The sequence below is a fragment of the Kitasatospora sp. MAP12-44 genome, assembly GCF_029892095.1.
Taxonomy (GTDB): domain Bacteria; phylum Actinomycetota; class Actinomycetes; order Streptomycetales; family Streptomycetaceae; genus Kitasatospora.
In genome coordinates this window covers 2032182-2046819 of sequence record NZ_JARZAE010000004.1, presented here as the reverse complement: position 1 = coordinate 2046819, position 14638 = coordinate 2032182, and the positions used below count along the sequence as shown (strand labels likewise).

Here is a 14638-nt window from a genome sequence, read left to right as displayed (position 1 = left end):
CCTTCGAGGCGTGGAAGGCCAGAGGACGATGACAGCGAACAAGCACTTCAAGCGCCTGGTGCGCGCCCGCGCCGCCAGGACCGGCCAGTCGTACACCACGGCCCTGCACCACCTGCACCACCTGCGCCCGACGCCCGCGCCGCCCGCGACCCCTGCGGCTCCCGGCGAGCCCAAGCGCGTACGGCTGGCGGTGGCCCAGAGCACCGTCCGCGACGATCCGCGCAGCGAAGCCGAGTTGCGCGAGAGCGGGCGCGAGGTGCGCCGCCTGATGCGCGAGGCGCGGGCGGCCGGCGCGCGGATCGTGCACTTCCCCGAGGGCGCCACCTGCGCTCCCGGCAAGCGGGTGCTGTCCGTCGACGGCCCGGAGCGGGTCGGCGCCGCGGACTGGGAGCGCTTCGCCTGGCACGTGCTGCGCCAGGAGCTCAGCGCCACCGCCGAGTTGGCGCGCGAGCTCGGCCTCTGGGTGGTCCTCGGCTCGGTGCACCGGCTGACCGCCCCGCACCGCCCGCACAACAGCCTGTATGTGATCTCCGACCAGGGGCAGCTGGTCACGCGCTACGACGAGCGCCTGCTCTCCCACACCAAGATCTCGTACCTCTACGCGCCCGGCTCGGCGCCGGTCACCTTCGAGGTCGACGGCGTGCGGTTCGGGTGCCTGCTCGGCATGGAGGTGCACTTTCCCGAGCTGTTCGGCGCGTACGAGCGGCTCGACGTGGACGTCGTGCTCTTCTCGTCGACCGGCGGCGCGCCCGACGACGGCGGTGTCTTCGCCACCGAGGCGCAGGGCCACGCGGCCACCAACGGCTACTGGGTGAGCTTCTCGGTGCCGGCGCAGCTCAGCCACAGCGCGCCGGCGGGGGTGGTCGCGCCGAGCGGCCGGTGGCTGGCCCGCTGCCCGCAGGACGGGACACCCGCGGTGGTGGTCGTCGACCTCGACGAGGGCTCGGCGGACGTCGAGGTCGCCGTCTTCCGGGCCCGCCCGTGGCGGCGCACCGCGCGCGACGGCGTCTACGACCCGCACTTCGTCGCCGACCCGCGTAGCGAGGACCGCCGGGCGTTCTAGGGCCTGTCCGGGCGCCGGGGCTCGGGAACCGTCGTGCCGGGGTCGGACCAGAGGTCCGCCGGCACGACGCCCAGGGATCTGCCGTACGGATCGAGGAGGTGGCCGAGCAGCTTGTCCTGCCGGAGCATGACCGCCCGGTCGACGATGTCGAGGCTGGGGTGCGTGCTCGCGAGCTGCGTCTCGAAGCGCAGGACATCGGCGAGGGAGTGCAGGCTCGCCTCCACGATGAGGTTGTACGGTCCGCTGACAGCAGCGCAGTTGCGGGTCTCCGGGTAGCGGACCAGCGCGTGGCCGACCTCCGGGAGATCCGCGGGCGGCACGCGCGCCCAGAAGGTGACCGCGACCGGCCAACCGCCCAGCGGGCGGGCGAAGTCGCAGCGGAACGTGATCAGCCCGAGGCGGCCCAGCCGGTCGATCCGGCGTTTCACGGTGGCGGCACTGGTGTCCAGCACGGTGGCCAGCGCCTGGTAGGAGGCCCTGCCGTCGACCGCCAGGAGCCGCAGGATCGCCCGGTCGAAGGGGCTGACCTCCTGCGGCTCCCGGCTGCGCGGTTCCTCGGGTGGCGCGGTCAGTCGGGCGCGCCACCGCCCCAGGCCTCACCGCGCCGCGCCAGGCGGTTCCACCGGCGGGCGACGGTGACCGGGTCCACCCCGAGTGCGGCGCCGAGGACCGTCCACGACGCCCTCGGCCGCAGTTGAAGGGCGTTGATGAGCGCCAGGTCGTCCTCGCTCAGTATCGTCGCCTGTTCGTGCAGTTCCTGCATCCACGTGCTCTTCTCTGCGGGATTCCTGCGTTTTCGTCCCTGCGACTGCCAAGCATCGCACTGTGGGGGCAACGGAGTTCAGCGGCCCCGGGAGCCGGGGTCCGAGCAGCGGGAGCGGTTCATGAGTCGTGCCTTCGGTTCCTACCAGGACGAGATCTACGCGGGCGGCCTTCGCGGGGTCGTGCCGTCGTATCCGATGACCTACGACGGGTGGGAGGCGGGGGCGCAGGCTGCACTGCCCCCGTCCGTGTGGTCCTACGTGGCGGGCGGCGCCGGAAACGAGCACACCCAGCGGGCCAACGTGGCGGCCTTCGAGGGCTGGGGGCTGGTGCCGAGGATGTTCGTCGGGGCAGCCCAACGCGACCTCTCCGTCGAGCTGTTCGGGATGCGGCTGCCGACGCCGCTGTTCATGGCCCCGGTCGGCGTCATCGGCCTGTGCGCCCAGGACGGCCACGGTGACCTCGCCACGGCGCGCGCCGCCGCGCGCACCGGGGTCCCGATGATCGCCTCGACCCTGTCCGTGGACCCGATGGAGGCCGTCGCCGCGGAGTTCGGCCAGACTCCGGGCTTCTTCCAGCTCTACACCCCGACCGATCGGGACCTGGCCGAAAGCCTGGTGCGTCGAGCCGAGACGGCCGGGTTCAAGGCCATCGTGGTCACCCTGGACACCTGGGTCACCGGGTGGCGCCCGCGGGACCTGAGCACAGGCAACTTCCCCCAGCTGCGCGGCCACTGCCTGACCAACTACACCAGCGACCCGGTCTTCCGGTCCCAGTTGGAGCGGACCCCGCAGGAGGACCCCGGCGCGGCGATCCTGCGCTGGATGCAGGTCTTCGGCAACCCGCTGACCTGGGACGACCTGCCCTGGCTGCGTTCGCTGACCTCGCTGCCGCTGATCGTGAAGGGGATCTGCCACCCCGAGGACGTGCGGCGCGCCAAGGACGGTGGCGTGGACGGCATCTACTGCTCCAACCACGGCGGCCGCCAGGCCAACGGCGGGCTGCCGGCCCTCGACGCGCTGCCCGCCGTCGTCGACGCGGCCGGCGACCTGCCCGTCCTCTTCGACTCCGGTGTCCGCAGCGGTGCCGACGTGGTCAAGGCCGTCGCCCTGGGAGCCACCGCCGTCGGCATCGGCCGCCCGTACGCCTACGGCCTCGCCCTGGGCGGCACGGAGGGCGCCGTCCACGTGCTGCGCTCGATCCTGGCCGAGGCCGACCTGACCATGGCGGTCGACGGCTACCCCGACCTCGCCGGGCTCACCCCGGACGCGCTGCGCCGTACCCGCTGACCCGCTGACCCGCAGGGCCGTCCCGACGGCGGTCCGGCGCCCGGTCAGGCCGTGAGCGGTCGGACCTCGACCAGGTCGACCCGGCCGCCCACCTCCACCGTGCCGCCGGCCTGCGGGCGGGCCAGGATCTGCGAGCCCGCGGTCGCGCAGCTCCGCGCCGACGGTGCCCCACAGACAGGAAAGTGGTCAGCCTTTCAGGATTTCATGTGGCTCCGGAAAGGTGAAGCATCGTCACCAAGTGTTTCCTTAGTTGCCATGGCCCCGCTATCTACGCGCGTTTAAGTCAATCCCGGCAACGCGAAGGCGAGTTGCCGCCGGACCGTCGGGCCCTCGCGCTCGCCGCCGGTACGGGCCAGACGACCCAGGGGGTCGGTACAGGTGTGGGGTGCAGGACGATGTCGCAGCACGCAGCAGTGACGGCCACAGCAGTGACGACCGCAGCAGGGGGCGAGCCGGCGCGAGGGGCCCGGCTCGGCGGGCTCGGCGCCGCCAAGGGGCGGCCCCGGCGCGCCCGCCGCCGGGTCCGGGAGAGCCCGATGGGCTGGCTCTACACCGCGCCGGCCCTGTTGATCTTCTCGATCTTCATCATCGGCCCGACCGCCTACACCCTCTACGTCAGCCTGTTCCACTGGAACGTGCTCAACACGGCGAAGTCCCGCTACATCGGCTTGGCCAACTACCACGCGCTGCTGGGCTCCACGGCACCGAGCTTCCTGTCCAGCGCCTGGCGGTCGCTCTACTTCAGCGGCGCGATGGTGATCGGCGGGACGGCCCTCTCGCTGGCCCTGGCCCTGCTGGTGCAGCGCGGCGGCCGACTGCTGACCACCGCGCGGGTCGCGATCTTCGCCCCGCACGCCACCCCGATCGTGGCCACCTCGCTGGCCTGGGTGTGGATCTTCAACCCGCAGTTCGGGCTCGCGGACACCCTGCTCAAGGCGATTCACCTGCCGCAGCCCGGCTGGTTGCAGTCCACCACCTGGGCGATGCCCTCGGTGATCGCCTACAGCCTCTGGCACGAGGTGGGCTTCAGCGTCGTGCTCTTCCTCGGCGGCCTCGCGGTGATCTCGCCCGAGCTGAGCGAGGCGGCCCGGGTGGACGGCGCCAACGGCTGGCAGGAGTTCTGGCACATCACCTGGCCGCAGCTGCGCCCGGTCACGCTCTTCGTGGTGATCATCACCAGCATCTCCTCGCTGCAGGCGTTCACCCAGTTCTACGAGATGAGCCAGGGCGGGCCGGTGTACGCGACCACCACCCTCAGCTTCCTCCTCTACCAGGAGGCGTTCGTCTTCTTCGACACCGGCTACGGCGCCGCGCTCGCCATCGTGCTGTTCGCGGTGACCGCGGCGTTCACCCTGCTCCAGCGCCGCACCGGCGACCGGATCAGCCGCTCCACCTGAGACCCCAGGTGCCGCGCCACCCGTTCCAACTCTCCCGTTCCAACTCTTCCATGACTCGCCATCACTTCAGAGGGAACCACCATGACCAGCTCGCACCCGCGTAGCCGCTCGCCGTTCGCCCGGAACAGTCGCCGGGCCGCCGGCTCCGCCCTCGCCGCCCTCACCGTGCTCGCCGCGGTGGCCGGCTGCTCCTCCGGCAGCTCCTCCAGCTCGTCCGCGTCCGGCACCACCACCATCTCGTTCATGCAGATCATGATCAACGGCGCGCAGAAGAGCACACTGGTCAAGCTGACCAATGACTTCGAGACCGCCAACCCGAACATCAAGGTCGACCTGCAGTACCAGCCCGACTACGGCACCCTGCACGCCAAGGAGACCGCCGCCATCGCCGCCCACAACGCGCCGACCATCGGCCAGGTCTACGAGAGCTGGGCGGCGCAGTTCGCCGACAGCCAGGCGATCCTGCCGGTCAGCCAGTACGCGGGCAGCGACAAGCCCGACCAGTTCTCGACCTTCTACGCGGGCGTCCAGAAGGACCTGGCCCTGCCGGACGGCAAGAACTGGATGTGGCCGTTCAACAAGAGCGTCCAGGTGATCTACTCCAACGCCGATCTGCTCAAGGCCAAGGGCCTGACCGCCCCCACCACCTGGGACCAGTTCGCCGCCGATGCCAAGGCCGTCTCCGGCAACGGCGTCACCGGCATCGCCATCGACCCGGGCACCACCGCCTCCCCGGCCGGCGGCACCGTCATGTTCCAGTCGCTGGCCGCCGCCAACGGCACCCCGGACTTCGCCCCCGACGGCACCCCGCAGCTCAACAGCCCGGCCGCCGTCCAGGCACTGACCTACCTGGTCGACCTCAAGAAGGCCGGTGCTCTGCAGGTCGGCACCAACTACCCGGGCGAGGCCGCGCTCGGTGCCCAGAAGGGCCTGTTCGACCTGAGCAGCGCCGCCGGCTACTTCTACGAGAACCAGGCGGTGGGCGGCAAGTTCACCATGAGCACCAATGTGCTGCCGACCGGCTCGACCGGCCGGCCGACCAACGTCATGAGCGGTACCAACCTTGTCGAGTTCGCCGGGGCGAGCAAGGCGCAGCAGGCGGCCGGCTGGAAGTACATGCAGTTCCTGGCCTCCGCCTCCAGCCAGGCCCAGTGGGCGAGCCAGACCGGCTACCTGCCGGTCACCGCGGCCGCGCTGCCGCTGATGAGCGACTTCATCGCCAAGAACCCCTACCTGCCCACCGCCGTCGGCGCCCTCGCCTACGCCGTGGCCGAGCCGCCGTACAGCTGGGTCGCCAAGGCGGAGGGCGAGGAGGTCGTCGCGCTGCAGGCGGCGCTGGACAAGGGCACCGACCCGACCACCGCGCTGAACACCGCGCAGACCAACGCCCTCGCCGACCAGAAGGCCGGGGCCGCCCAGTGACGGCGGCCTCGACCGCGGCCCGGCGCCGGGGGCTTCCCCGGCGCCGGACCGGCGGGGCCGGGCGGTTCGTCAACCGGGCCCTGGTCGTGCTGGTCGGACTGGTCTTCCTGCTGCCGTTCTACTACGTGCTGGTCACCTCGCTGAACAGCGCCAGCGTCTCCGCCTCGCTCTCCGACATCCTGCTGCCGCACTGGCAGTGGGCGAACTACAGCCGGGCCTGGGCGGCGGCGCCCTGGCCCCGGCTCTTCCTGAACACGCTGCTGATCGCCTCGTGCACGGTGCTGCTGGCCCTGGTCACCTCGCTGCTGGCCGGCTTCGCCTTCGGGGTGATGCGCTTTCGCGGGCGCGGCCTGCTGTTCGGCCTGGTGATGTCGGTGCTGATGGTCCCGGGGACGGTGCTGATCATCCCGGACTACATCGTCGCCAACGACATCCACTGGCTCGACACCTACTGGATCCAGATCGTGCCGTGGGGCGCCAGCGTGTTCGGGATCTTCCTGGTCCGGCAGTTCTTCCTGGGCCTGCCGCAGGAGATCTTCGACGCCGCGGAGCTGGACGGCGCCGGACGGCTGCGGATGCTCTGGTCGATCGGGGTGCCGCTGGTGCGCCCGGCGATCGTGATCATCTCGCTGAACGTCTTCCTGGCCTCCTGGAACTCCTTCCTGTGGCCGTTCATCATGACCAGCAGTCCCGACGTCCAGCCGGTCGAGGTCGGCCTGGCCGCCTTCGCCGGAGCCAACGGCACCGACTTCCCGGCGCTGTCCGCCGCGGTGGTCTTCACCACCGCTCCGGTGCTGCTCTTCTTCCTCGTCCTGCAACGCCACTTCATCACTGGCGCGATGTCCACCGCCGGAGGCGTTCGTGGCTGACCCGCATACCGATCCCCAACAGCCCGGACAGGCCCTGGTCCTGGTCACCGACTTCGACGGGACGCTGTATCGCGGCGACGCGCCGATCCGGTACTACGCCGGGCAGGCCGCGGCCGGACTGGCGCCGCTGGAACGGGCGGAGCTGCTGGCCGGGGTGGAGCACTACCTCGTCGAGGGCGTCGCGGCGGCCGACCGCGCGACCGACGCCGTGCAGGCCGAGGCGTTCCGCGCCGCGGCGGACGGCTGGGAGGTGGTGGCCGAGCTCGGCCGCCGCCGGCACGGCCTGCAACTGCCGCGACTCAACGCTGCGTTCGCTGCCACCCGGGCCCATATGGCCACCTCCGCCTGCGCGTTGGAGGTCCCGGCGGGGTACGCCGAGCTGCTGAGCGACCTGCGCGCCGACGGCGTCCGAGTGGTGCTGGCCACCAACAGCCCGGCCGCCGGACTGGACGAGCTGCTGGACCGGCTCCAACTGCGGCCGCTGGTCGACGAGGTGGTCTCCAGCACCGGCAAACCGGCGGGCCTGGAGCGTCTGTTGCGGCGCGAACTCGGCCTGCCCGAGGAGGCCGATGGACAGTACGCGGGCGCCGCCGCCGCCCGTGTGCTGTCCATCGGCGACCACTGGCGCAACGACATCGCCCCCGCCGCCGCCCTCGGCGCGCCCTGCGCCTACATCGACCGCTTCGGCCGGGCCGACGGCCCCGCCACCGCCGCCGCCGCGCACATCGAGGACCTGCTGCCCGCCCTGCGGGCCTGGGCCGCCGGCGACGCACGTACCACCGCACCTGCTGAGAGGAACTGACCGTGGTTTCCATCGAGTTCTGGGGAGGCGTCGGCGTCATCGGATCCAGCAAGATCCTGATCACCGACGGGGAGCACCGCGTCCTGCTGGACATCGGCCTGGACATCCCCGGGGGGAAGGACCTGTTCCGCCCACCGGTGCGGATCCGGCCGGGCCGCGAGCTCGAGGACCGGCTGCGGATGGGCGCCGCGCCGCGCCTGCCCGGTCTCTTCGACCCCGCCGCACTCGCCGGCGGCGACCCGCTCGGCGAGGCCGTCGGCCACACCGCCGTCTTCGTCAGCCACCCGCACATCGACCACGTGGGCCTGGCCGGCTTCGTCCGCCCCGACATCGCGGTGCACGCGCACACCGACGCGGTGGACGTGCTGCGCGCGCTGAGCAGCACCGGCGCCGGCGTCAGCGGCGGCGACCCCGACTGGATCGGACTGACGGACGGTCAGAAGGCCACGGTGGGCCCGATGGAGGTGGAATGCGTGCTGGTGGACCACGACGTCCCCGGCGCCAGCGGCTACCTGGTGCACACCTCCGACGGCGTGCTCGCCTTCACCGGCGACATCCGCTTCCACGGCCGCAACCCGGACCGGGCCTGGGACTTCGTGCGGCGGGCGGGGGAGAGCGCGGTGCTGGTCACCGAGGGCACCACGCTCGGCTGGGAGCAGCGGGACAACCGGGTGCGCGACGAGGACGACGTCGAACGGGACTTCGCCGCCGCCCTGGAGACGACCCCCGGGCTGGTGCTGCTGTCGATGTACCCGCGCGACATCGAGCGGGTCGGCTCCTTCCTGGAGATCGCCGCCGCGCACGGGCGCACGGTGCTCTGGCCGGAGCAGACCGCCGTCTTCCTGCGCCTACTGGGCGTCGAGGCCGCGATCAGCGCCGACACCGTCGGCTGGGCGGAGGTGCACGCGGCGCCGGCCAGCTACGTGGTGGTGCCCGACCCGGCCGACCTGCCGTCCCTGCTGGACCTGCCGGTCGGCCCGCAGAGCGTCTTCGTGCACGCCAACGGTGAGCCGCTGGGCCCCTTCGAGCCGCGCTGGGAGCCGTTCACCGACTGGCTGGCCGCGCTGAAGGTGCCGCTGCGCCAGATCGGCTGCTCGGGCCACGCGAGCCAGGGCGACCTGCACGCGATGGTCGAGCGGATGCGGCCGGGCACGGTCTTCCCGATCCACACCACCTCGCCGACCCGGCTGCACCCGCCGCTGGGCATCTCCCGGGTGATCGCCGAGTACGGCAGCACATACGACTTCGGCGGCCGGACGCTGTGACGACGTGACGACGTGACGACGTGACGACGAGGGCCCGTCCCGCCGGCTCGGCGGGACGGGCCCTCGTCGTCAGAGGGGGGAGTTACGGCGCCCAGTAGTCGCCGGCCATCACCAGGTAGACCAGCGTCTTGATGGTCTCGCCGTAGTAGCCGTCACCGAACGGGTTGCTGCCCAGCTGCTTCCAGATGGCGTCAGTCCAGGCCTGGTCGCCGGCGGCCATTGCGGCCGGGCCGACCGAGTCGCCGGCCTCCTCGGCCTGGTCACTGGTGCTGTACGGCGTGCAGTTGAGCTTGGTGTGCGGGTAGACCTTCTGCGGGTTGCCGCCCGACTCCTTCTTCAGGCAGGCGGATTCGAGCTTGGCGGTGGCGTACGAGGTGGCCGCCGTCGAACCGCCGTAGACCAGCGCGTCGGTGCCCAGGTGCCACGGCACCCGGATGGAGTTGTAGCCGACGATGTTGTCCGGCTGGTCCTCCTGGTAGTTGGCGGGCGCGGGCTTGGGGCTGGTGGTGTTGGCGTTGACGACGAAGTCGGACATCAGGCCGCCGGTCGCGGAGTAGCCCTTGGTGAACTCGGAGATCACCGCTTCGGTGCGGGTGATCACCTTGTTCCAGTCGTGCGCGGTGTCGTATTTGGCGAAGGCGCGCAGGTGGTCGAGCATCTGGTCGGAGGGCCGGGTGTCGGTGTTCGGGCCGTCGTCCTCGCACTTCAAGTGCCCGTCGGGCGCCACGTCGTGGGCGTAGAAGGCGGCCAGCCAGGCCTTGGCGTCGGCGGTGTAGCCGCCCCACTGCTTGTCGGCCAGGATCAGGCCGTAGCCGATGTCGAGGTCGCCGTCGGTGGCGCCGTCGGGGGTGCCGCTGCTGTAGTACTTGCAGGTCTTGCCGTCGAGTTGCCACTGCATCAGGCCGTACTGGTCCTTGTGGTCCTTGACCAGTTGCCACAGGCCGTTGAACTCGGTCTGCGCGTTGGCGTCGTAACCGGCCATCAGGGGAACGATGTTCATGCCGTAGCCCTGGCCCTCGGAGACCGGGCCGTTGTTGCTGGCGTCGGAGTCGCCCTTGGTGGAGACGTAGTACTCGTTGGAGGCGCAGCCGTGGACCAGGTAGGTGGACTTCCAGGAGTTGTACTGCTTCTCCACCGCCGCGTCCCGGGAGGACTGCGAGGCCGAGGGCATCACGCCGACCTTGTAGGTGGTGTGGGCGGGGAACGCGTGGGCCGGTGCGGCGGCTGCGGCCGCCGGGCCCGCGGTGGTCAGGGTCAGCCCGAGCCCCAGGGCCGTGGTGGCGAGGGCCGCGCCGGAGGCGATCAGCGTGCGGAGTCGATGTGCCATGAACGCTCCTCGTGGGGGGAGAAAGTTAGGAAAGTTTCTTAACTGTGGGAGTTCATGTCAAGACCCCGAACCGAAGCGGCTTGCGCCGTACTTCGCGATGCCTTGCGCTGTACTTCGCGATGATGGAGGCCGATGGGCCGACCCCGGCCCGCTGACAGTGGAGGCGGTCGGCAGTATGACGGAGCATCTGGTGGTCATCGGCGGGGACGCCGCGGGGATGTCCGCCGCCTCGCAGGCACGCCGCCGGCGCGGGCCGGACGAGCTGCGGATCACCGCCTTCGAGCGCGGCGACTTCACCTCGTACTCGGCCTGCGGCATCCCGTACTGGACCGGCGGCGAGGTCCCCGAGCGCGACGCGCTGATCGCCCGCACGCCCGAGCAGCACCGCGAGCGCGGCATCGACCTGCGGTTGCGTACGGAGGTCACCGCCATCGACCCGGCCGGGCGCCGGGTGCGCAGCCGTGACCTGGACAGCGGCGAGGAGTGCTGGACGGCGTACGACCAGCTGGTGATCGCCACCGGAGCCGAGCCGGTCCGGCCCGCGCTGCCGGGCTTCGACGCGCCGGGGGTGCACGGCGTGAACACGCTGGTGGACGGCGCCGCGCTGATCGACACGCTGGAGCGCGGGGCCTCCGACGGCGGGGTCCGCAGGGCCGTGATCGTGGGCGGCGGTTACATCGGCGTCGAGATGGCCGAGGCGATGCTGGCCCGCGGCCTGCGCGTTACCCTGGTGCACCGCCCGGCGGAACCGATGCCCACCCTGGACCCGGATCTCGGCCTGCTGGTGCGCCGCGGCCTGGAGAAGCTCGGCGTCGAGGTGGTCCCCGGCGCCGAGGCGCAGGAGGTGCTGCTCGGCCCGGACGGACGGCCGACCGCCGTGCGCAGTACGGCCGGTGAGCACCCGGCGGACGTGGTCGTGCTGGGCCTGGGCGTACGTCCGCGCACCGGTCTGGCCCGCGCGGCCGGCCTGCCGCTGGGCGAGCACCGCGGACTGCTGACCGATGAGCGGATGCGGGTGCTCGGCGCCGACGGCACCCCGCTCGACGGGATCTGGGCCGGCGGCGACTGCGTGGAGGTGCTCAACCTGGTCTCAGGTGCCCGCCAGTTCGTCGCGCTCGGCACCCACGCCAACAAGCACGGCCTGGTGATCGGCACCAACCTGGGCGGCGGGCAGGCCGCCTTCCCCGGCGTGGTCGGCACCGCGGTGACCAGGGTCTGCGACCTGGAGATCGCCCGCACCGGCCTGAACGAACGTGAGGCGACGGCGGCCGGCCTGCGCTGGACCGCCGTCGTGATCGAGTCCACCGCTCAGGCCGGCTATCTCCCCGGCGCCCCCTGGATGACCGTCAAGATGCTCGCCGAGCAGGACACCGGTCGCCTGCTCGGCGTGCAGATCGTCGGCGGCGCGGGCGCGGCCAAGCGGATCGACGCGGCCGCCGTCGCCTTGGGCGCCCGGCTGACGGTGCAGCAACTGGTCTTCCAGGACCTCGGCTACGCACCGCCGTTCTCGCCGGTGTGGGACCCCCTGCTGGTGGCCGCGCGGAAGGCGGCCGACCGGGTGGGGCCGGTCGGCCACGAACGCTGACTGACGCTGACTGGCGTACGGTCGAACCTAGTTGACCCACACCAGCGGGCTGCCGGACTGGCTGGTGTCGACCACCGGGCCGTAGGTCGCGGTGAAGTACCCGGCGCTGAAGCAGGTGCCGGGGCCGCTGCTGCGGGCGAACACCTGGTTGGCGAAGCCGATCGTCTGCGCCGTGTTGGAGGTGGTCCCGGACAGGCTGGCCGGGTTGGCCTGGTAGGTGCAGGTGACGTTGCCGAGCAGGGTCCTGAGCACGATGGTGGTCTGGATCGGGCCCGCCGTGCCGGGGCTCAGCGTGACCGGGTTGCCGGCCGCGTCGCTGACGTTGTTGACGTAGGACAGGTGGTTGACGGTGACGCTCTGCACGGCGGTGACGCCGGGGATCTTGACCGCGACGCAGGAGCCGAAGGTCTGCGAGGTCAGCGACTCCACGGCGGTGCCGGGTGCCGCCGGGTTGGAGCTCACCGTCGCGCTGAAGCCGGAGCTGGAGCACTTGACGCCGACGCCGCCGGCCGCCGTGGAGTAGAAGTCGGCGGTGGAGGTGCCGGAGAGCGAGGCGGTCAGCACGTCGCCGAGGCCGACCGCGGCGCCGCCGGCCGCCGTACCGTAGCTGAGCACGCTGGGGCCGGCCGCGGAGGCGGGCAGGGCCGTGACGGCCGCGAGGGCGGCGGCGGCCAGGGCCGCGCCGAGGTAGAGGCGGTTGCGCATGAGGGAACTCTCTTTCCGCTGGGTGTGGGGGAGTTGCTGCGGAGTTGCTGCGGCGTTTGCTAGCTGTGCGAGGCGTTCAGCGCGCTGGTCAGATCGGCGAGACTGGCGTCCAGCGCGAGCGAGGTGTCGGTCTGCTGGAAAGTCACCGAGCCCGTCCCCGCGCCGGCCGGGATGCCCATCACCAGGTCGATGATCGGGTCGAGGATGCCGCCCAGCCCGCAGCCCGAGGCTCCGGGCACGCTGAAGGTGTTGTCCACCAGCTTCGCGCCGGTGAAGGAGGCGATCACCGAGCCGTAGCCGTTGGGGTCGGCGGCGACGCCGATGGTTCCCGGGTCGCCGGTCATCGGCACGCCCGGTGCGGGCGGCGCGGTGGTGCCGGTGGTCGGGCTCAGCACGATCGGCGAACTGTCGCTGCCGATATAGCAGTTGGGCCCGAAGAAGGCGTTGTACAGGTGGAGTTTGACCGGCAGCTTGAAGACCGGATAGGACTCTCCTGCCGCCAGCGGGGTGAACGCGGTGACCGGACCGGCCTGTTCGACCTGGGCGAAGACACTCGTGACGCCGGGCAGGAAGTTGATGATGCCGGGGATGGTGATCTCGGCGGGCTTGGCCGTCAGCAGCGTGGTGCCGGTGGGGGCCACTGTGGCGTACTGGTTGGCGCTGCTGCCGTCGGGAAAAGTCACCGTGGGGGCGGACTTGTCCCAGTAGACGCCGAACTGCAGCGTGATCGGGGAGTTGAGCGGGACGGTGGTGGTGCCGATGGTGAAGCTGCCGGTGTGCGTCACCGACACCACGCAGCCCACCTGGAGGTTGCTCGGGTCCTGCAGCTGGGCCGAGTTGAGCGGGCAGCCGCCCATCCCGGCATACGGACCACCGGGTGCGGTGGTGGCACCGGCCGGCGTGGCGGCCACGCCGAGCAGCAGCGCGGCTGCGCCGACCAGTGGGGCAAGTCGCTTGAGGGATAACAGAGTTCGCTTCATGGCGGGGGTACTCCTCGCGGCACGGGTGGTGAACGGGAGTGAGTACACAGCCCGGCCGGTCCGGGGGAGGGGACGGATCGCGGGCAGCTCGGCGCCACGAGCGGTACGTGATCGGCAAGTCCGACGAGTCCGGACGGCTGCCAGCGCGTCCGGCCTTCGCCATACTTGGGGACTCGGCGTCCCCACCCCCGGGCCCGCTGAGGCGGGCTGCGGACCGGCGCTGTCACATGGTCGCGACAGGGCCGAAATATTGAAAACCTGTGAAGGTTCTAAACCTGACTGAACGTCAGCGTCAATGGGTGGAGCTGAAGTTGAAAATAAATCTTGAATTCGGCGGACCCTCGGCCGACGACCTGCTACCCGGCACCCGCAACGGCCGCGACCCCTCCCGGTCGATCCGCCGGGGCCCCAGCCGGCTGCCTCCGGAGGTGGTCGCGGCCACCCAGCGCGACCGGCTGCTCGACGGGGTGGTGCACACCGTCGCCCTGCACGGCTACGGCGGCGCCCGGGTGAGCGACATCTGCCGGGCGGCCGGGGTGACCAGGCCGGTCTTCTACGAGCAGTTCAGCGGCAAGGAGGAGGCTTTCCTGGCCGCCCACCGGCTCGGCACGGCGGTGGTGATCCGGCGGATGGAGGAGGCCTTCGCGGCGCAGGCCGACTGGTGCGCGGGTGTCCAAGCGGCCCTGCGCGCGTTGCTCGACATCCTCGCCGAGGTGCCGGCCTTCGCCACCATGGCGGTGGTCGAGGTGGAGGCACTCGGCGCGGCCGGCCGGCTCGTCCGCGAGCGCCTGCTGAGCCGCTTCCGCCGACTCTTCGCCGACTGCCCCGCGCCGCCGGCCGGGGTCAGCACCGAGCTGCTGACGGACACCGTCGTGGGCGGCATCCACTCGACCGTCTACCGCTGCATCGCCGCCGACCGGCACGCCGAACTTCCCGCCCTGCTCCCGACCTTGGCCCTCTTCGCGCTGGCTCCCTTTCTCGGCCCGACCGAGGCCGTGCGGCGGCTGGCACTGGCCGACGCGGCAGGCGCGCCCTGGTCCAGACCGGTGCTGGCCTGCACCCTGGACCAACCTCCCGGGCCGCCCGCGCGCTCGGTGCCCCAGCAGCGAAGGCCCGCCGCACGCAGGCCTATTGACCCTCCGTCTACTGCGAGGTAACTTCCAGTCAGCTGC

The 14638-nt window shown here is 71.6% G+C and carries 14 protein-coding genes; 9 read left to right on the top strand and 5 right to left on the bottom strand.

What is annotated here, in order from left to right; translation table 11 throughout:
- Nucleotides 1–28: 28 nt before the first annotated feature.
- Complete coding sequence (locus tag P3T34_RS09675) at nucleotides 29–1063, top strand: carbon-nitrogen hydrolase family protein (protein WP_280665598.1); 1035 nt, start codon at nucleotides 29–31, stop codon at nucleotides 1061–1063.
- Here P3T34_RS09675 and P3T34_RS09670 read toward each other — a convergent pair.
- Nucleotides 1060–1557, bottom strand: coding sequence for an Lrp/AsnC family transcriptional regulator (locus P3T34_RS09670; RefSeq protein ID WP_280671925.1), 498 nt, complete (start codon nucleotides 1555–1557; stop codon nucleotides 1060–1062). The two genes, P3T34_RS09675 and P3T34_RS09670, sit on opposite strands and share 4 nt — an antisense overlap.
- A 74-nt stretch (nucleotides 1558–1631) precedes the next feature.
- A complete protein-coding gene (locus tag P3T34_RS09665; RefSeq protein ID WP_280665597.1) occupies nucleotides 1632–1826 on the bottom strand; it encodes an AsnC family protein in 195 nt (64 codons plus the stop codon).
- A 121-nt stretch (nucleotides 1827–1947) separates the two neighbouring features.
- Between P3T34_RS09665 and P3T34_RS09660 the strand changes: the two genes are divergently transcribed.
- From P3T34_RS09660 to P3T34_RS09635, 6 genes are all read left to right on the top strand, one after another.
- Complete coding sequence (locus tag P3T34_RS09660; protein WP_280665596.1) at nucleotides 1948–3114, top strand: alpha-hydroxy-acid oxidizing protein; 1167 nt, start codon at nucleotides 1948–1950, stop codon at nucleotides 3112–3114.
- Nucleotides 3115–3542: 428 nt separating this feature from the next.
- Nucleotides 3543–4511: a sugar ABC transporter permease gene (locus tag P3T34_RS09655; RefSeq protein WP_280665595.1), complete on the top strand. Its 969-nt coding sequence runs from the start codon at nucleotides 3543–3545 to the stop codon at nucleotides 4509–4511.
- Nucleotides 4512–4592: 81 nt separating this feature from the next.
- The gene (locus tag P3T34_RS09650) at nucleotides 4593–5933 is read left to right on the top strand and encodes an extracellular solute-binding protein (protein ID WP_280665594.1); all 1341 of its coding nucleotides are present in this window, start codon (nucleotides 4593–4595) and stop codon (nucleotides 5931–5933) included.
- A complete protein-coding gene (locus P3T34_RS09645; RefSeq protein ID WP_280665593.1) occupies nucleotides 5930–6802 on the top strand; it encodes a carbohydrate ABC transporter permease in 873 nt (290 codons plus the stop codon). Before P3T34_RS09650 ends, P3T34_RS09645 begins: the two co-directional genes overlap by 4 nt.
- Nucleotides 6795–7604, top strand: a complete 810-nt coding sequence (locus tag P3T34_RS09640; RefSeq protein ID WP_280665592.1) for an HAD family hydrolase — start codon at nucleotides 6795–6797, stop codon at nucleotides 7602–7604. Before P3T34_RS09645 ends, P3T34_RS09640 begins: the two co-directional genes overlap by 8 nt.
- Nucleotides 7605–7606: 2 nt before the next feature.
- On the top strand, nucleotides 7607–8869 hold the full coding sequence (locus P3T34_RS09635) for an MBL fold metallo-hydrolase (RefSeq protein ID WP_280665591.1): 1263 nt from the start codon (nucleotides 7607–7609) through the stop codon (nucleotides 8867–8869).
- 82 nt (nucleotides 8870–8951) lie between these two features.
- On the opposite strand, the gene P3T34_RS09630 is transcribed toward P3T34_RS09635, so the two are convergent.
- Nucleotides 8952–10196 carry a glycosyl hydrolase family 8 gene (locus tag P3T34_RS09630; protein WP_280665590.1) on the bottom strand — a complete coding sequence of 415 codons (1245 nt, stop codon included), beginning with the start codon at nucleotides 10194–10196 and terminating at the stop codon, nucleotides 8952–8954.
- A 175-nt stretch (nucleotides 10197–10371) separates the two neighbouring features.
- On the opposite strand from P3T34_RS09630, the gene P3T34_RS09625 reads away from it, so the two are divergent.
- The gene (locus P3T34_RS09625; protein ID WP_280665589.1) at nucleotides 10372–11781 is read left to right on the top strand and encodes an FAD-dependent oxidoreductase; all 1410 of its coding nucleotides are present in this window, start codon (nucleotides 10372–10374) and stop codon (nucleotides 11779–11781) included.
- Between the two features lie 27 nt (nucleotides 11782–11808).
- Here the strand turns inward: P3T34_RS09625 and P3T34_RS09620 are convergent, their stop codons facing one another.
- Nucleotides 11809–12486, bottom strand: coding sequence for a Tat pathway signal sequence domain protein (locus P3T34_RS09620; RefSeq protein WP_280665588.1), 678 nt, complete (start codon nucleotides 12484–12486; stop codon nucleotides 11809–11811).
- 59 nt (nucleotides 12487–12545) lie between these two features.
- Complete coding sequence (locus tag P3T34_RS09615) at nucleotides 12546–13466, bottom strand: hypothetical protein (RefSeq protein ID WP_280665587.1); 921 nt, start codon at nucleotides 13464–13466, stop codon at nucleotides 12546–12548.
- Nucleotides 13467–13765: 299 nt separating this feature from the next.
- Between P3T34_RS09615 and P3T34_RS09610 the strand changes: the two genes are divergently transcribed.
- Nucleotides 13766–14623, top strand: coding sequence for a TetR/AcrR family transcriptional regulator (locus P3T34_RS09610; RefSeq protein WP_280665586.1), 858 nt, complete (start codon nucleotides 13766–13768; stop codon nucleotides 14621–14623).
- The last annotated feature ends 15 nt before the right edge of the window (nucleotides 14624–14638 follow it).